Source organism: Oceanicaulis sp., from assembly GCF_965284345.1.
In the GTDB taxonomy this organism is placed as follows: Bacteria; Pseudomonadota; Alphaproteobacteria; order Caulobacterales; family Maricaulaceae; genus Oceanicaulis; species Oceanicaulis alexandrii_A.
In genome coordinates this window covers 1,648,275-1,666,303 of the sequence record NZ_OZ260073.1, presented here as the reverse complement: position 1 = coordinate 1,666,303, position 18,029 = coordinate 1,648,275, and the positions used below count along the sequence as shown (strand labels likewise).

General features: G+C 61.8%; 10 protein-coding genes. 3 read left to right on the top strand and 7 right to left on the bottom strand.

Annotation, left to right across the window (positions count from 1 at the left end; translation table 11 throughout):
• Position 1: 1 nt before the first annotated feature.
• Genes hutU through hutI form a run of 3 tightly spaced genes read right to left on the bottom strand, consistent with a single transcriptional unit; the run spans position 2 to position 4,385 of the window.
• Positions 2-1,669: a urocanate hydratase gene (gene hutU / locus ACQ66J_RS08240; RefSeq protein ID WP_430431224.1), complete on the bottom strand. Its 1,668-nt coding sequence runs from the start codon at positions 1,667-1,669 to the stop codon at positions 2-4.
• Positions 1,669-3,198, bottom strand: coding sequence for a histidine ammonia-lyase (gene hutH, locus ACQ66J_RS08235; protein WP_430431223.1), 1,530 nt, complete (start codon positions 3,196-3,198; stop codon positions 1,669-1,671). Before hutH ends, hutU begins: the two co-directional genes overlap by 1 nt.
• Positions 3,192-4,385 carry an imidazolonepropionase gene (hutI, locus tag ACQ66J_RS08230; RefSeq protein WP_430431222.1) on the bottom strand — a complete coding sequence of 398 codons (1,194 nt, stop codon included), beginning with the start codon at positions 4,383-4,385 and terminating at the stop codon, positions 3,192-3,194. The genes hutH and hutI overlap by 7 nt, the downstream gene beginning before the upstream one ends.
• A gap of 96 nt (positions 4,386-4,481) precedes the next feature.
• Between hutI and ACQ66J_RS08225 the strand changes: the two genes are divergently transcribed.
• On the top strand, positions 4,482-5,174 hold the full coding sequence (locus ACQ66J_RS08225; protein ID WP_375547601.1) for a GntR family transcriptional regulator: 693 nt from the start codon (positions 4,482-4,484) through the stop codon (positions 5,172-5,174).
• Between the two features lie 10 nt (positions 5,175-5,184).
• Here the strand turns inward: ACQ66J_RS08225 and ACQ66J_RS08220 are convergent, their stop codons facing one another.
• From ACQ66J_RS08220 to ACQ66J_RS08205, 4 genes are all read right to left on the bottom strand, one after another.
• Positions 5,185-7,131: a BCCT family transporter gene (locus tag ACQ66J_RS08220; protein WP_430431221.1), complete on the bottom strand. Its 1,947-nt coding sequence runs from the start codon at positions 7,129-7,131 to the stop codon at positions 5,185-5,187.
• Positions 7,132-7,148: 17 nt separating this feature from the next.
• Positions 7,149-9,173 (bottom strand): tetratricopeptide repeat-containing sulfotransferase family protein, encoded by a 2,025-nt coding sequence (locus tag ACQ66J_RS08215; protein WP_430431220.1) that lies wholly within the window; start codon positions 9,171-9,173, stop codon positions 7,149-7,151.
• A gap of 95 nt (positions 9,174-9,268) precedes the next feature.
• Complete coding sequence (locus ACQ66J_RS08210; protein ID WP_430431219.1) at positions 9,269-11,854, bottom strand: TonB-dependent receptor; 2,586 nt, start codon at positions 11,852-11,854, stop codon at positions 9,269-9,271.
• A gap of 715 nt (positions 11,855-12,569) precedes the next feature.
• Entirely contained in the window at positions 12,570-13,493 is a 924-nt protein-coding gene (locus tag ACQ66J_RS08205; RefSeq protein ID WP_430431218.1) for a LysR substrate-binding domain-containing protein, read from the bottom strand.
• 85 nt (positions 13,494-13,578) lie between these two features.
• On the opposite strand from ACQ66J_RS08205, the gene ACQ66J_RS08200 reads away from it, so the two are divergent.
• On the top strand, positions 13,579-15,597 hold the full coding sequence (locus ACQ66J_RS08200) for a sulfotransferase (RefSeq protein ID WP_430431217.1): 2,019 nt from the start codon (positions 13,579-13,581) through the stop codon (positions 15,595-15,597).
• Positions 15,598-15,712: 115 nt separating this feature from the next.
• Complete coding sequence (locus ACQ66J_RS08195; protein ID WP_430431216.1) at positions 15,713-18,025, top strand: TonB-dependent receptor; 2,313 nt, start codon at positions 15,713-15,715, stop codon at positions 18,023-18,025.
• The last annotated feature ends 4 nt before the right edge of the window (positions 18,026-18,029 follow it).

Here is an 18,029-nt window from a genome sequence, read left to right as displayed (position 1 = left end):
CCTAAAGGATGCCGGGCAGGTTGAGCCCGGTCTCACGCGCGCAGTCGAGGGCGATCTCGTATCCGGCGTCGGCATGCCGCATCACGCCGGTGGCCGGGTCGTTCCACAACACATTGGCGATGCGCGTATCCGCGGCTTCAGTGCCATCACAGCAGATCACCATGCCCGAATGCTGGGAGAAGCCCATGCCGACCCCGCCGCCATGATGCAGGCTGACCCAGGTCGCGCCGCTGGCGGTGTTCAAAAGCGCATTGAGAAGCGGCCAGTCCGACACGGCGTCAGACCCGTCTTTCATGGCTTCGGTCTCGCGGTTCGGCGAAGCGACAGAGCCGGAATCGAGATGATCTCTTCCAATCACCACCGGCGCTTTCAGCTCGCCGGTGCGCACCATCTCATTGAAGGCGAGGCCCAGACGATGACGCTGGCCTAGACCGACCCAGCAGATGCGTGCGGGCAGCCCCTGAAAGTTGATGCGCTCGCGCGCCATATCGAGCCATTGGTGCAAGTGCGGATCATCAGGGATCAGCGCCTTCACCTTGGCGTCGGTCTTGTAGATATCTTCCGGATCGCCTGAGAGCGCCGCCCAGCGGAAAGGCCCCACGCCGCGACAGAAGAGCGGGCGGATATAGGCGGGCACGAAACCGGGGAAATCAAAAGCGTCCGCAACGCCCGCTTCGAGCGCAACCTGGCGGATATTGTTGCCGTAATCGAGCGTCGGCACGCCATCGGCGTGAAACGCCAGCATGGCCTCCACATGAGTTTTCATGCTGGCGCGGGCGGCCGCTTCGACGCGCTTTGGATCGCGTTCGCGCGCCTCGCGCCAGTCCGCCACGCTCCACCCCGCCGGCAGATAGCCGTTCAGCGGATCATGAGCGCTGGTCTGATCGGTCAGCATGTCCGGGCGCACGCCGCGCGCATAGAGCTCGGGCACGAGTTCGGCGGCGTTGCCCAGAAGGCCGACGGACTTGGCCTCCCCCGCCTTGGTCCAACGCTCGATCATCTGAAGCGCCTCGTCCACAGAGGTCGCCTTTTCGTCCACATAGCCCGTGCGCAGACGGAAATCGATGCGAGTCTCATCGCACTCGATCGCCAGGCAGCACGCCCCCGCCATCACCGCCGCCAAGGGTTGGGCGCCGCCCATCCCGCCAAGACCGGCGGTCAGAATCCAGCGGCCCGTGAGGTCGCCGTCATAGTGCTGGCGGCCCGCTTCCACGAAGGTTTCGTACGTCCCCTGAACAATCCCCTGGGTGCCGATATAAATCCACGAGCCCGCCGTCATCTGGCCGTACATGGCCAGCCCCTTTTTATCGAGTTCGTTGAAATGGTCCCAGTTGGCCCAGTGCGGCACCAGGTTGGAGTTGGCGATCAGCACGCGCGGCGCGTTCTCATGGGTGCGGAACACGCCGACCGGCTTGCCCGACTGGACCAGCAAGGTCTCGTCATCCTCAAGCGCTTTAAGGCTCTCGACGATCTTGTCAAAGCTGTTCCAGTCCCGCGCCGCCCGGCCAATGCCGCCATAGACCACAAGTTCGTCGGGATTCTCGGCCACGTCCGGATGCAGATTGTTCATCAGCATACGGAGCGGAGCTTCGGTCAGCCAGGACTTGGCGTTGAGTTCGGTCCCCATGGGGGGGCGGATTTCACGGGCGTTCTGGCGGCGATCGGTCATCACACACTCTCCAGGTCTGAGGGCGTCACCCCGGCGGCGTCGAGGATCGCCATGCCGCGCACCAGGCGCGCCGAGGCTTCAAGATCCGGGGCGAGATAACGGTCCTGCAACAACGGACGAATGTCAGCGTTGAACACATCAAGCACCGCGCAGAGCGGCGCGCTGGTGTTTAACGGCGCGCGAAAGCGCACGCCCTCAGCCGCGCAGAACAGCTCGATGCCCAGAATATGGAAAAGGTTCGCCGTCATCCGCATCAGGCGCCGCGCGCCATGGGCGGCCATGCTCACATGATCCTCCTGATTGGCGGAGGTCGGTGTTGAATCCGTCGAGCAGGGATTGGCGAGATGCTTGTTCTCGCTCATCAGCGCCGCGCTGGTCACTTCCGCGATCATCAGCCCCGAATTAAGCCCCGGATCGGCGGCGAGGAAGGGCGGCAGGTCAAAGCTAAGCGTGGGGTCCACTAGAAGCGCGATGCGCCGCTGGGCGATGGCGCCGATTTCCGACACGGCGAGCGCGATCATGTCGGCCGCAAACGCCACCGGCTCGGCGTGGAAGTTACCGCCCGACACGATGACGCCCTCATCGGCGAGCACCAGCGGGTTGTCGGTGGCGGCGTTCGCTTCACGCTCCAGCATGCGCGCGGCGTTATCCAGCATGTCCATCGCCGCGCCCACCACCTGGGGCTGACAGCGCATGCAGTAAGGGTCCTGAACGCGTGGATCATCGGTGCGGTGGGACTGGCGGATCTCGCTGTCCTCGAGCAGCTCGCGCATCACGCGCGCGGCTGCGATCTGGCCGGGATGGCCGCGCAGGGCGTGGATTTCTTCCAGCAGGGGCGCGGTCGAGGCCATGGCCGCATCCATGCTGAGCGCGCAGGTCACCAGCGCCGTTCTTGCCGCATGGCGCGCTTCAAACAGGCCCGCGAGCGCATAGGCGGTCGAAAACTGGGTGCCGTTGATCAGCGCCAGCCCTTCCTTGGGACCCAGCACCACCGGACTCAGCCCGGCTTGCTCAAGCGCATCAGCGCCGGACAGCACCTGACCCTGAAAGCGCGCTTCGCCCTCCCCGATCATCACGGCGGCCATATGGGCGAGCGGGGCGAGATCGCCCGACGCGCCGACCGAGCCTTGCGCGGGCACGACCGGCATGATGCCCTTTTCCAGCATGGCTTCGATCAGATCGACGATGTCTTCACGCACGCCAGACGCGCCACGACCGAGCGAGATGAGCTTCAGGCTCATCATCAGGCGGACAACGGCTTCAGGCGTCTCTTCGCCCACGCCGCAGCAATGCGACAGGATCAGATTGCGCTGCAGCGCGGCGGTGTCTTCAGGCGCAATGCGGATGGAGGCGAGCTTGCCGAATCCCGTGTTGACGCCATAGACGGCCTCGGACCCGCGGGCTGCGGCTTCGACCTGCCGAGCCGAGCGGCGCACGCCGTCACGCGCGGCGGGGTCCAAGCGGATCTCTCCGCCCTTGCGCCAGATATGCTCAAGCGTGTTGAGCGTTACGGAACCGGGCGTCAGCACAGATCGCCTCCCAGATAACGAGCATGAAGCGGGGCGTCGCCCATGCGGTAAGTGAGTTCTGCCGGATCGGTGACGTCCCAGACCGCGACATCAGCGAGATAGCCCTCCGCCAGTCGGCCCAGCCGATCCTGGCCCAGAGCCCGGGCGGCGTTCACCGTCACCCCCCGCAAGGCTTCTTCCGGGGTAAGGCCAAAAAGCGTCGCCGCCATGTTCATCGCCAGCAGCAGCGAGGTCATGGGAGACGAGCCGGGATTTGAGTCGGTGGAAACCGCCAGGGGCACGCCCGCCCGCCGGAATGAATCGATCGGCGGCTTCTGGATCTCTTTGAGAAAGTAGAACGCGCCGGGCAGCATGACGGCGACGCTGCCCGCCTGAGCCAGCGCTCGTACCTCCTCATCGCGGACATATTCAAGATGCTCGACGGATTTCGCGCCAAAGCGGGCCGCCAGCGCGGCGCCGCCCTGATCCGACAATTGCTCGGCATGCAGCTTCACCGGCAGGCCCAGCTCGACCGCCACATCAAAGACCCGCGCGATCTGGGCGGGATTGAAGGCGATGGACTCAACGAACCCGTCCACCATGTCGACGAGGCCTTCGGCGGCGGCCTCCCTGAGCGTGGGGATGCAGACCGTATCGATATAAGCGTCCGCCTCCATACCCTCGGGAATGGCGTGGGCGCCCAGAAAGCTTGTCACCACCCGCACCGCGCGCAGCTGCCCCAGACGGCGCGCCACGCGCAGCTGTTTGAGCTCTGTGTCCCGGTCCAGACCATAGCCCGACTTGATCTCTACGGTGGTGACGCCGTCCGCGATCAAGCGATCCAACCGGAGCAGCGCCTGTTCGATCAACGCCTCTTCGCTGGCCTTGCGGGTGGCCGCTACGGTGGAGACGATGCCGCCGCCGGCTTTGGCGATGTCGGCATAGCTGGCGCCCGACTGGCGCATTTCAAACTCGTGCGCCCGGCTGCCGCCATACACCAGATGCGTATGGCAATCGATCAGGCCCGGCGTCACCAGGCGCCCCCCCAGTGAAACCGGCGTCAGATCGGCATACCGGTCAGGCAGGTCAGAGCGCGCGCCGCTGAACGCGATCGCGTCGCCCTCCAACACCAGAACGCCCGCCTCTATGCGCCCATACGGGGTTGGAGCGTCAAAGCCGGCCAGCACAAGATCGGTGAGAAGTTTCATGGAACGCCTCTCTGAGTTTCGAATATGTCTATACATATAAAAACTGCTGATCAAGCTAGGCTTTGCTCTTCAGCCGAGCGTGCTTAAAACAGCGTCATGCACCCTTATGAAACCATCCGCACCGAGATGTTGCGCCGGATCAACGACCAGACCTGGCCGGCGGGTCACACCTTGCCCCGGGAAGATGATCTGGCAGAGGAATTCGGCGTCGCGCGCGGCACAATCCGCCGGGCGTTGTCGAGCCTGTCTGAGGCCGGCCTGATCGAGCGAAAGCGCCGGGCCGGCACGCGCGTCGTGGACCGGCGCGGACACAGCTCGACCCTGACCATCCCCATCGTACGTCATGAGATCGAAGCCCGCGGCGCAGTTTACGGCTATCAGCGCATTTGTATGGATGACGGCGCGTCATCGCCGCTGGACCAGGCCTTGTTCAAGGGCGCGCCGCTGCGCCATATCCGCTGCCTGCATCTCAGCGATGGCGAGCCGTTCCAGCTTGAAGATCGCTTTATCAATCTCGACACGGTGCCTGAAGCGGCGGAGGCGCCCTTTGAGACGGTCAGCCCCAATGAATGGCTGGTCCAGCGCGCGCCCTATTCCTTCATCCGAACCGCGTTGCGCGCCGAGCTGGCGCACCCCATCGATCAGGCCCATCTGGGCTTGCCCGCCACCGATCCAGTCTTCGTGATCGAACGGCAGACACGGTTCAGGGATGCGCCCTTGACCTCGGTCAGGTTATCGCATGCGGCGTCCGCGTTTCAGATCGTCACCGAATCCGGCGATCTGGTCTGATCCAGCAGCCCTAGTTCACATTCACCAGATGGTGGATCCATTGGCGATGGCGCTCATAATGGCGGATCACGTCGCGAATGACCTGCATTTTGGAATAGCCATAGATGCAGTAGTGCTGACCGCCCTCGGTGAGGAAGACCTCGCCGCGTGAGTTTTGCTGGCTCGGGCTGGCGCCTGGCGCCGGCGCCTCGTTATAGCTCTTCAACTCAACGCCATAGATGAAATCAGGCTGATCGCCATGCTGGATCGTCAGCCAGACGCGATCCTGGTCCTCGCTCCACTCCATCCGGGCGCTCAATCCCTGATGCTCCATTTCGGGGATCACCTCCTGAAAAGCGGGCTCCACGGACTCCTTCATCCAGGCGCGGACATCATCAGGTTTGGGCGTAGAGAACATCAGCTTCAGCCGGGTCCGCCAAGGCACGGCGGCGCCTTCCACAGGCAATTGCGGCGCAGTCTTTACGCCAGCTCGGCGCGCCGTCTCCATCGACCAAGCCCGCATCAATCCAATGAAAGCCAGGAAGATCACAAAGGTGAAGGGCAGAGCCGCCGCGATCGTCGCCGATTGCAGGGCCGCCAGTCCGCCCGTCAACAGCAACACCGCCGCTACGACACCTTCGAGCACCGCCCAGAAGAAACGCTGCCAGAGCGGCGGGGTCAAATCCCCCCCTGACGCCAGGGTGGCCTTCACCAGCGAGCCGGAATCCGATGAGGTGACGAAGAAAGTGGTGACCAGAATGATCGCCAGAACCGAAGTGATGGCGCTGAAGGGCAAGCTCTCCAGGAAGGTGAACAGAACCAAGGGCGTATCGCCGTCCCGCACCAGTTGCAACAAGGGTTCGGCCGTGCCGCCCACCGCCTGCAGAAGGGCCGTATTGCCGTAAATCGTCATCCACAAGAAGGTGAACAGGGTCGGGCCGAACAGAACGCCCAGAATGAATTCCCGGATGGTCCGCCCGCGTGAGATGCGCGCGATGAACATGCCCACGAACGGCGACCAGGAAATCCACCACCCCCAGTAAAACAGCGTCCAGTCATTCACCCACACGCCGTCGCCATAGGCGTCGACATTGAAGGTCAGAAGCGCCAGCTGATCGACATAATCGCCGATGTTCTGAACATAGGCGCCGATCAGGAACAGGGTCGGCCCCGCGATGAAGACGAAGATCATCAAGCCAATGGCGAGAAACAAGTTCAACTCGCTGAGCCGTTTGATGCCCGCATCCAGCCCCGCCAGCACGGACGTGGTGGCCAGCGCCGTGATCAGCACGATCAGACCGACCTGGACTGGCGGCGAAATCGGCAAGCCGAACAGCGAATTCAAACCGGCGTTGATCTGGCTGACGCCATAGCCCAGCGATGTCGCGACGCCGAACAACGTGCCCAGGATCGCCACCACATCCACGGCATGCCCGATGGGACCGTAAATCCGCTCCCCGATCAGCGGGTAGAGCGCGGAGCGAATAGTCAGCGGCAGGTTATGGCGAAAAGCGAAATAGGCCAGGCTCAGCCCCACGATGGCGTAAACCGCCCAGGCATGGACGCCCCAGTGAAAGAAGGTCAGGACCATCGCCTGCTCAGCCGCAGCGACCGTTTCGGGATCGCCATTGGGCGGCGTGACGAAATGGGTCAGCGGTTCAGCGACCGCGAAGAACATCAGGCCGATGCCCATGCCCGCCGAGAACAGCATCGCGAACCAGCCCAGAAACCCGTATTCGGGTTCTGAATCGTCTGGCCCCAGCTTGATCCGCCCCCAATCAGACAGCGCCACGATGACGGCGGCGACCAGGAATATGCCCACCCCGACCGAATACACCCACCCCGCATTCACGGTGATGAGCGTGCGCAGATCCCCAAAGAGCGCTTCCGCCTGGTCCCCCGCCAGCACGGCATAAGCGACGCCGGCGAAGATCAGAACAGCGGCCGGAATGAAGACGGCGGGTTCAAACTTTTTCATAAGCAGACGGTCTCTCGTTAGGAGCGGACGGCGATTTCAATCGAGGAATCCCTGCGCCAGTCGTCACAGACAGGGCCGAGCGCCTCGCGCAGCGGGTCAAGCCAGGCGTCATACGCCTTCCACTGCTCAAGGCCTTTGGTGTTGATGGGCTGGCGCACCTGCTCGGAGCTGGCGGTGCGCACTTCGCGTTTGGTTTTGTGAAAGTCCACGCAAGCCTGCTCGAACGGCAGGTCGCAATAGTCGAGGATCCGGCGCACCTGACTGTCCAGATCGCTGACCACATCCTCGTGGATCACCCGCAGGACCTGACCCGGCATCACCGCGTCCCAATGATCCATCAGCTCCACATAGCCGCGATAATACGCGCCGATTTCTTCGAGCCCGTAGGTAAACTCCTGGCCTTCGGCGAACAATTGCTTGAAGCCCGACATGCAGCACGCCATGGGATGACGGCGCGCGTCGATGATCTTCGCTTGGGGCAAAATTTTCTTGATCAGTCCCACATGGCGGAAATTGTTGGGCATCTTGTCGGTGAAGAACGCCGCGCCCTTGCGGTGAATGGCGGTTTCATCGAGATAGCGCCGCCCAAGCTTGACCAGCTGATCTTCGTCCAGCTCTGACAGGATGCGCGGATACCGCGTCTTGTCGCTGGCGCGATCACGGCCACGCAGACCATGGCTGATCGAGATAATGTTAGGCAGCTCCAGCGTGCCGTCCACCTGACTATGCGACGCCAGAATCTGTTCAAGCAGCGTCGAGCCGGCACGCGGCAAACCCACGATGAAAATGGGGTCGGGCGCCGGGTCACCCTTGGGCGCATCAGCGCTGAAGAGCGCGGGCGTGCAAAACTGCTTTTGCGCGTCGAACTCCACCCTGATCTGTTCAGTGGTGTAGCGCGTCTGGCGGGTTTTGAGCGCATTGCCGCGTTGATAATGCTCAAACGCCGCTTCAAACTCGCCCTCATCCTCAAACGCTTTGCCCAGCGCGAAATTGAGATTGATCCGGGTCTGAAGCGTCTGGCCGGGCCGCGCGTCTTCGCGCTGCATGACAGCGCGCTCATCGGCGGAAAATCGATAGGTTTTCAGATTGGCGAGGCCATACCAGGCATCGCCATGAGCCGGGTCGGACGCGCAAGCCGCCTGATAGGACTGGATCGCCGGCTCGGACCGGCCCCAGGTTTTCAAGGCGTGGCCGCGCGAGGTCAGGGTCGACGGATCACCCGGCGCGCGCTCCAGAACCTCATCAAACAAGGCGACGGCCTGCTCATAATCGCCGGTTTGCATGCGCTCGATGGCGAGCTGGGAGGCGAAGACCGGGTTCGCCGGGTCGCGCTCATACAGCGCTTGCGCCTCGCCCAGCGCCTTTTCGAACTTTTGCCGTTTGCGCAGGATACGAATGTAATCAACCCGTAGATCGGCGTTGTCAGGTTCGAACGACACCGCGCTTTCCAGCAGGAATTCCGCATCTTCCAGAACCCCGAGGCGCGAGCCGATCTCGGCCAGAAGCCGCATGCCGGCCACGTCCTTGGGATGCTTCGTGAGCCAGGACCGGCACAGGCTTTCCGCTTTCAGCAGCCGGTTTTCATGCAGATGGTGCATGGCCGCCTGAAGCGCGGGCGGCAAAGTCTTGATCTGTTGGGCTTGAACGCGCGCCATGCGGGCTTCGTCGCCATGGCCGCTGGCGTCCAGAATGTCAGCTTGCGCGGTCCAGGCGGCATGCAAAGCCGGGTTGGCGCGCACCGCCGCGCGGTAACAGGCCAGCGCACGGTCTCCATCGCCCTCATCGCGATGCAGATGCCCCTCTTCCTGCAACCCACGCCCGAAATCAGGAGCGACCCGCATCAAATGGTCCAGCGTGGCGCGCGCAGCATCGGTCTGTTTCAGATAACGCTGGCAGACCGCCGCCATGTAAAGCGCGTCCACCATGTCAGGATCTGATTGCAACACCGGCTGCAACGCTGAGAGCGCCGTATCGAACGCGCCGGTCCGCATCTGCGTTTCAGCGGCGCGCAAGGCTGGTGAGTGCGGGTCGTCAGTGGACATCACGTCTCCATAAAACACGATGGGCGCCCCATGCCAAATGGGACGCCGCATACGTGAGAACGCCCGGCCTGGAAAACAGGCCGGGCGTCAGAGCCTTAGTAGGAAATGCCGAAGCGGATCCCGTAGGTCCGCGGACGCATCACGGTGACGCGTTCACGGTCATTGATGTAGTTGTTGGCGAGCTCAGCATTTTCGTTGGTCACATTGTCCACGAAAAGCTCAGCGCTCCAGGTTTCAGACGTCAGACCTGTGCGCAGGCCAAGCGTCGTATAGCCTTCAACATCCGCCGCATTGATCTCGATGATGTCCGAACGGCTATCGCTCGAATAGATCACCTGACCTTGCACGTGGGCGGTCCAGCTGTTTTCAAGGTCCCACTCGTAACGCGCACGAGCATTCAGCTGCAGGTTGGGCGCGTAGGCCAGCTCTTCGCCCACGACCACATCATTGGTCGGCACGAGCACTTCGGTGATCTCGCTGTCGAGGATCGAGAAGGCGCTAGAGACCGTCAGGCCCGGCACATCCGCCGGCGCCCAGGTCACATCGCCTTCCAGGCCCATGATCTCTGCATCCGCCGCATTGTCCGAGAAGAACAGATTGACGATGGAAGGGTCGAAAATGGTCGTCTGCAGGTCCTCGATTTCGACGAAAAAGGCGCTGCCGTTAAACCGGACCTGATCATCGAACAGGTCGAGTTTCCAACCCAGCTCGTAATTGGTCAGCTCGTCAGAATCGATGGCGAACGGCACGGTGTAGCCGTTCGGCCCAGGCGCGCCGCCCGGACGGTTCAGCAGACCCGGACGGAAGCCTTCCGAATAGGTCGCATAGAACAGCATGCCCGCAGCCGGCGTCCAGGTGCCGGTCAGCTTGAAGATCGAGCCGTCCGTAGCCGCAACGTCTGGCGCACGCGCCGCGTTGAAGATTTGCTGGGCCTGAGCCTGGCTGAGCGCCGGGTCGATCGCCAGAATGTCAGCGATGGACTGGGTGTCGTTATAGGTGATGTGACGGCTGGTGTCGCAGGTGCCGCGGAAGGTGTATTCGCCGTCGCCGTTATACAGATCGGAAATGTCGGTGCCGAACGCATTGGCGTCCGTCCCGCCGGAGTTGCAGAACGACGCGTTCGCGCTGCCGGCCAGATCCACTTCAATATCGTAATAGCGTGCGCCCGCCGTGATGGCGAACACGCCCGGGACCAGGTCATAGCTGACCTCGCCGAACAGACCCATCTGCTCATCGGTGCGCTTGACGTCGTTGCGGAAGATCACGGGCTCCGGGAAAGGCCCCGGATCAGAGGTGAAGCCGGTCTGGAACGGGAAGTTCGGCGCGAAGGGACCAAACGGATCCGCATCAACGCTGCCGAAATAGGTGAAGTCGTTACGCTCTTGCACTTCGGTGCTGGAATAGAACCCGCCCGCCGTGACACGCCAGCGCTGGTCCTGCGGCGTGTTGAAGCGCAATTCATGGCTTTCAACCTGGGTGTTCGTGGTGGAGGCCACGACCGATTCCGGGCTGTAGCAAGTGCCCGACGGCGCAGCCGCGCCCGGATAGCTCACAGAGCCTTCACAGGTGTAGTACGGGAAGTACTGACCCACGAACATGTACTCGGTGTAGTCGATGATCTGTTCAGAATCACGGTCCGTGAAGGCGCCAGTATAGACCACGTCCAGCATGGCCAGACGACCTTCGAGGGTCCAGGACGCGTTGACGAAATCATCTTCGAGGAACTCATCATTATAACGCTGAACGTCATAGTCTTCGAGTTCGGGATCCTGGAAGAAGACACCATCTGTATCGAGTTGCTGGCTCATCGCTGACACGGTGAGACGCCAGTCAGGATTGAACTCGTAGCGGCCCGAAACCCGGAAGCCCGCATAGGTGGTGTCGTTGAAATCATCTTCAACGAGCGCAGAATTGTTCGCGTCGATGAAGGTCACGGCCGACAGATCGGCGCCGGCCTGGAAGCCGCCGCGATTGGCGTTCACGGGCACACCGTTGGAACGCACCGTGCCGGACGGACGGAAGCGGGCAGACTCAGACGTGTTCACCGTGCCGGCGACATTGTCGATATAGCCGCCCTGATGATCCCAGAAGCCCACCAGGCGGAGCGCAAACTTGTCGCTCACCGGCACGTTGACCATGACGTCGGTGGAATAGCTGGCTTCACCACCCTCGGTGAAGGACAGGCCGAAATTGGCGGCCGCTTCATAAACACCCAGCAAAGGCTTGTTGGTGATCATGCGAACGGTGCCGGCCTGAGAGGAGGCGCCGAACAGCGTGCCTTGCGGACCGGGCAGCACTTCCACGCGCTCAAGGTCCACGGCGTACACGTCGAGATTTCGGCCCGGCTGCGCCAGCGGCTGCTCGTCGAGATAGAAGGCCACGTTCGGCGCAAGACCGGCCACGCCCGCTGTCGTCAGGTTCGGCGTGGTCGAAGCGACGCCGCGGATGTAAATCGTGTTCTGCCCGGGGCCGCTGCCGCCGGCGGTGACGCCAGGCAGCTGAACCAGATAATCGGCGAAGACGTCCACATCGAGTTCAGCCAGATCATTTGCGCCGATCGCGGAGACGGCGACAGGGATGCTCTGGGAATCCTGTTCGGTCTTGGTTGCGGTGACGACGATGCGATCGACCTGCGCGCTGGCCATGCCGCCCATGGCGACGCCCATGGCGGCGGACAACATGGTGCTCGCGAGAACTCGTTTTTTTGAGACTCATCTTTTAGCGCTCTCCAATTGATTATGATGATGCCGATCTAGACAAACCGTGAGGCGCTGACCAGAATTACTTTCAACCGTAAGCTTTCGACGTCTTAGTAAGCCGTCTGAGCGACAATTGTTTATGATTTTTAACGAAAATAATTCAATTACTTGACCTCAAAGTTGCTAAATAACAACACAACTCCAAAGTTCCCATCGTGCGCAACTGCGAAGCCGCAGCCTTGGCGATCGCTTCCAATTGAAAGCTTCTTGATGCGCCATCCATGAGCCCGCTCCTTGAAGGATGCAGCATGCCCCATCGCCGCTCCATGTCCCTGGCCACCGCGCTTGTGATCGTTTCAGCCGTGCTGGCGGGGTGTATGTCTACGCCTCACGCGCAAAGGGGCATGTCTGCGAATGAGCCTTTCCCCGAAAGTGTGAACGCCTTTGATGACGGCTTTCCTGATGCTGGCGCACCCTGTCGTCGTCTGGGGGAGTCCCCCGCCACTTCCACATATCTCGATCACACGCGAATACTGGCGGGATGCCTGTCTCGATCTGACGCCGAGGCTCTGGGGGGCCAGATCGTGGGACGAGTGGACGGCGTATGGCTGATCTCAATCCCGAAGCAGCCCTGATTAGCACGCTTGAAAACGCCCGTGGTGATGCCCGGTAGCGCTCATTGTCGGGCGCCCGCACCTTAATCGCCTGAGAGCACGCGTGCATGCACGGTTGGATCCTGGCCCAGCTCATCAATCAGCCAACGTTCGAATGCGGCGACTTTCTCCAGCCCGCGCTTGGCGTACGGCGTCGCGAAATACCAGTTCCCCGGCAAGGCGGTGCGCCGATCCGGGAACAGCTCTATCAACGCGCCGCTTTCAAGTTCAGCTTCTGCGAAGGGCTCGATCGCCAGCGCGACGCCCATTCCGCCAACCGCCGCGTTCAAAGCCAGATCATAACTATCAAAAAGGCCTTCGCCGGCCGGACTGACCCCTGACAGGCCGGTCGCGGTCAACCAGGTCGACCAATCGTCAGCAGACGGATAAACTTGCAGCAAGGGATGGTCACGCAGATCTGACGGTTCCGAGATGGGACCGAACCGTTTGACGTAATCAGGGCTCGCCACCGGAAACACCTGGGAATTGAACATGGGCCGATAGGCGACTTGAGGGTCTTGCGGGTGCCCGATCATGATGCAGGCGTCCACGGCATCCACATTGAAATCCACATCGCTTTGCGAGGTCACAAGGCGGATGGGTTTCTGTCCGGTCGCCCGGCCGTATTTCGCCAGACGCGGCACAAGCCAGCGAATGGCGAAGGTGGAATATGTCTGCAACGTCAGACAATTGCCGGTGTCAGACAACAGGTCTTCGGTCGCTTCCTGTATGCGTTCGATTCCGCGCATCACACCAAACGCGTAACGCTCCCCCTGCGCGGTCAGGACCACGCCATTGCGGTCGCGCTGCATGAGTCGGCAATTGAGCTCGTTCTCAAGACGGCGAATCTGGTGGCTGATCGCTGAGGGCGACACATTCAGCTCTGCCGCGGCCGCCTTGAAGCTGCGCAGGCGCACCACGGCCTCAAAGGCGCGAAGAGAAGCGAGGGGCGGCAAGCGTCGCTGCATGAATAAACGTCTGACTGGCTTGAAAAACGAACAGATAGTCGTGCTTGATGGGTATTCGCGTCAAACACAAACATCGGAGCCTTTCATGACTGCAGCCCGCTCACGCCCGCGGCCGACCCTGGCTGGACGAAGCGGTCGCACCTTGGCGTCCTGGGTGGAGCGTGAACCGCAGGCAGCGCTCGCGGCGGCGCAATCAGAGCGCCAGACGGCGCCGGACAACCTGCTGGCGATGCATGTGGAAGTGGAGGCGACGCGCCGAATGGGCGACCCAAAGCGGGCGCTGGAGCTGGCGGATGCGGCTCTGGGCCGACACATCGGGCATCCCGCGCTGACGCTCGAGGCGGCGCGGGCCCTGGCGGAGCTGGGACGTCTTGCAGACGCCATCACGCGCGTCGAAGCCCTGACGAACGCCGTACCGGGCTTTGCGCCGGGATGGCGTACGCTGGCTGAACTGCGCGACAAGGCGGGCGACACAGCCGGGGCGATGGACGCCGCACGGCGCCAGGCGGAGGCCAGCGCACGCCCGCCTGAATTGATCGAAGCCGCAGAACTTATCCAGGCGGGCAAGCTGGGACGCGCCGAACACATTCTGCGCAGCTTCGTGAAAGCGCACCCGACCGATGTGTCCGGCATTCGCCTGCTTGCGGACGTCGCCCTGCGGCTGGGCGTGCTGGAAGACGCCAAACGCTTGCTGGAACGTGCGCTGGAGCTGGCGCCGGACTTTCACATGGCGCGGCATGATTACGCCAATTGCCTGATCAAACTGCAAAAATTTGAGGAAGCTGAGCATGAGCTGGCCGTTCTCGCCCAAGCGGAACCCGATCATCCCGGTCATAGAGTGCTTTTGGCGCTGCTCCGCGTCCGAACCGGCCGCCATGAAGACGCCTGCGAGATCTATGCGCGCATCCTGACCGACAATCCGCATCAGGCCCGCATTCAAATGAGCTATGGCCATGCGCTGAAAACCATTGGCCGACGCGACGACGCCATCAAGGCTTACCGCGCCGCGATCAAGGCGGAGCCGACGCTGGGCGAGGCGTATTGGAGCCTCGCCAATCTGAAAACCGTCACCTTCGACGACACGGACATCGCGCGTATGCGCGACGCGCTCTCTCACGATGAGATCAATGTCCAAGATCGCTATCATCTGCAGTTCGCGCTTGGCAAAGCGCTGGAAGACTACAGTGAATTCCCCGACGCCTTCAAAGCCTACGAGGCCGGGAACGCCCTGCGCCGGAAAACCGTGCTGTATGACGCCGACCGAACACGGGCTGAAACCGATCGCGTGACGCAGTTCTTCACAGCGCAGTTTTTCGAGGCGCGCAAGGATTGGGGCGATCCGTCGCCTGACCCCATTTTCATTCTGGGCCTGCCGCGCTCCGGCTCGACTTTGCTTGAACAGATACTCGCCAGCCATCCCGAGATTGACGGCACGTTCGAGCTGCCCGACATCATTTCCATCGCACGCCGCCTGTCGGGCAAGAAACATCGAACCGATGAGTCCGTCTATCCCGGCATTCTTGAAACGCTGAGCCCCGACGAAGTACGTGCGCTAGGGACTGAATATCTGGACCGCACGGCGACGCATCGGCAGGGCGCGCCGTATTTCATCGATAAAATGCCCAATAACTGCATGCATGTGGGCCTGATCCGGCTGATCCTGCCCAACGCGAAGATTATCGATGCGCGCCGGCATCCCCTCGCCTGCGGGTTTTCGAACTTCAAGCAACTGTTCGCCCGCGGGCAGAACTTCAGTTATGATCTGAAGGACATAGGCCAGTATTACTCAGACTATTTGCGGGTGATGCGAGCCTTCGACACAGCGCAACCTGGGGCGGCCTTACGGGTGATCTACGAAGATCTGGTCGCGGATTTCGAACCTAATGTGCGCCGCCTGCTCGCCTATGTCGGCGTCGACTTTCATCCAGATTGCGTGAACTTTCACTCAACAGATCGCGCTGTGCGCACCGCGAGTTCCGAGCAAGTCCGGCAACCCATTTACCAAAGCGGAACAACACAATGGCTGAATTTTGAGGACCAGCTCGGCCCCTTGAAGACCACGCTGAAATCCGAGCTGACCCCCCAAAGACACTGGGATAGATGAATTTAATTCACCTATACGCGAGATTTTTCGGGTCGTCGGCCAGACCCTCCCTCCCTTAAGGTCTGAGAGAAATGCGCATGAAATGACGCATCGTTAGATCGAGGGAGGACGCACAATGGCAGGTTCTGAAACGGCCCTGAACCCGCGCGCCAAGGGCGTGCGCGCTAAATGGTTGATGACCACCACATGCGCAGCTGCGCTGGGTCTGCCGGGGGTCGCGCTGGCCCAGACGACCACTGAGTCTGACGCCGCGCCACGCCGGATCGAAGTGATCACGGTTACGGCTCAAAAGCGCGAGGAGAGCCTTCAGGACGTCGCTTTGAGCGTTCAGGTCCTCGACAACACCTTCCTTGATCAGCAACAGATCACCGACTTCGAAGAATACGCCCAGCTCCTGCCCAGCGTCTCCTTCAACGCCGTCGGACCGGGCTCGGCCCAGATCTATATCCGCGGCGTGTCTGACGGCGGCGACGGCAACGCCTCGGGCTCCCAGCCCAGCGTGGGGCTTTACCTCGACGATCAGCCCGTCACCGCCATCGGCCGCAATCTCGACGTTCACATCTACGACGTGTCGCGCATCGAAGTGCTCGGCGGCCCGCAAGGCACATTGTACGGCGCGAATTCACAGGCCGGCACCCTGCGCATCATCACCAATGCGCCGGACCGCAGCGGTTTTGAAGCAGGCTATGATCTGTCCACGGAAAGCGTCAGCGAAGGCGGCGTGGGATATTCCGCCGAGGGCTTCGTCAATCTGCCGCTCGGCGACCGCGCCGCGCTGCGCCTGGTCGGCTGGCATGACCAGTCCGCAGGCTATATCGACAATGTTCCCGCCACGCAGACGTTCTCGCGGTCCGGGATCACTGTGGACAACGCGGCGTATGCGGAGGAGGACTTCAATGAAGAAACCACGTCCGGCGCCCGCGCCGCGCTGCAGATCGATCTCGACGACAACTGGACCCTGACCGCCCGCGCCCTGCATCAGACGCAGGAAACCGAAGGGGTCTGGGATCATGACCCTGAAGATGTGGGCGATCTGGAAGTCGCGCGGTTCTTCAATGACCGGTCCGAAGACACCTTCACTCAGGTCGGTGCGACTATCGAAGGCAATATCGGCGGTGTGGACCTGACCTATTCGGGCTCGTATCTCGATCGCGAAGTCGAGTATGACAATGATTATTCCGCCTATGCGGAATATTCGTCCTTCATCGACTATTACACCTGTTATTACGCTTATGATTCAGCAGCAGGCGCGTATGATTTCTATGCCTGCGAAGACCCGCGAATCCAGTTTCAGGACCGCAGCCAGTACACCCGCGACAGCCATGAATTCCGCCTCGCGACACCCCAGCAAAACCGGTTGCGGTTGATCGCGGGCGTCTTCTACCAGCGCGCCGAGCATGATTTCGACTTCGACTGGAACATTCCGACCATCAAGCCCGGCATGGCGGTGGACGGCGGCACGGCCTATTTCACCACCAATCAGGTGCGCGAAGACACGGAAGCCGCCCTCTTTGGCGAATTGTCTTACGATCTGACCGACACGGTCACCGCCACATTGGGCGGACGCGTGTTTGACACCGAAAGCTCGATCCAGGGCTTTGTCGGCACCGTCTTCACCGCCAATCCTGAAGTGGATGTGGAGCAGTCTGAATCGGGCAGCCTGTACAAATTCAATCTGACCTGGCAGCCCAGCGCGGACCGCCTGTTCTACGCAACCATCTCTGAGGGCTTCCGGCCGGGCGGGGTCAACCGGGCCTCGACGTCCAATATCCCCGGCACTTACGATTCCGACCTGATCACCAATTACGAGTTCGGGTGGAAGACGACGCTGGCGGATGGAATCCTGCGCTTTAACGGCTCGGCCTTCTTGATGGATTGGGAAGATGTCCAGTTCACCCGCTTTGATCCGTCTGAATCCCCGCTGGGACTGACCCAGAACGCGGGTCAGGCGCAAGTGCTCGGCCTTGAAGCGGATGTAAGCTGGCTGGCGACGGACGCTCTGACCCTGACGGGGGCGGTGACGCTTTTGCAGGCGGAGTTGAGTGAAGACTTCAGCCAGAACATCAACGCGGCGACGCCCGATGCGCCCGACGGTACGGAGCTGCCATACATTCCATCCGTGAAGGGCTATCTGAACGCGCGCTACGAATTCGCCTGGCGCGACTTTGACGCGTTCTGGAACGTACGCGGATCCTATGTCGGCAAATCCTACAATGACCTGTTCATAGCCTCGCGGTCCGAGCAGGAGGCTTACGCCTTGCTGAACCTGTCGGCGGGCCTGAGCCGGTCGAACTGGACCGTCACCGCCTATGTGCGCAACGCCACTGATGAACGCGCCGAGCTCTATCGCAACGCGACAGATTTTGACAGCCGCATCACGACCAACCAGCCGCGCACCTTCGGGCTCAGCCTGTCCCAGCGGTTCTAGTGCT

Coding starts and splice junctions, on each gene's coding strand:
- hutU (WP_430431224.1), bottom strand. CDS start 1,669: ATGACCGATCGCCGCCAGAACGCCCGTGAAATCCGCCCCCCCATGGGG.
- ACQ66J_RS08205 (WP_430431218.1), bottom strand. CDS start 13,493: ATGCAGCGACGCTTGCCGCCCCTCGCTTCTCTTCGCGCCTTTGAGGCC.
- ACQ66J_RS08215 (WP_430431220.1), bottom strand. CDS start 9,173: ATGTCCACTGACGACCCGCACTCACCAGCCTTGCGCGCCGCTGAAACG.
- ACQ66J_RS08200 (WP_430431217.1), top strand. CDS start 13,579: ATGACTGCAGCCCGCTCACGCCCGCGGCCGACCCTGGCTGGACGAAGC.
- ACQ66J_RS08210 (WP_430431219.1), bottom strand. CDS start 11,854: ATGTTGTCCGCCGCCATGGGCGTCGCCATGGGCGGCATGGCCAGCGCG.
- ACQ66J_RS08195 (WP_430431216.1), top strand. CDS start 15,713: ATGGCAGGTTCTGAAACGGCCCTGAACCCGCGCGCCAAGGGCGTGCGC.
- ACQ66J_RS08225 (WP_375547601.1), top strand. CDS start 4,482: ATGCACCCTTATGAAACCATCCGCACCGAGATGTTGCGCCGGATCAAC.
- hutI (WP_430431222.1), bottom strand. CDS start 4,385: ATGAAACTTCTCACCGATCTTGTGCTGGCCGGCTTTGACGCTCCAACC.
- ACQ66J_RS08220 (WP_430431221.1), bottom strand. CDS start 7,131: ATGAAAAAGTTTGAACCCGCCGTCTTCATTCCGGCCGCTGTTCTGATC.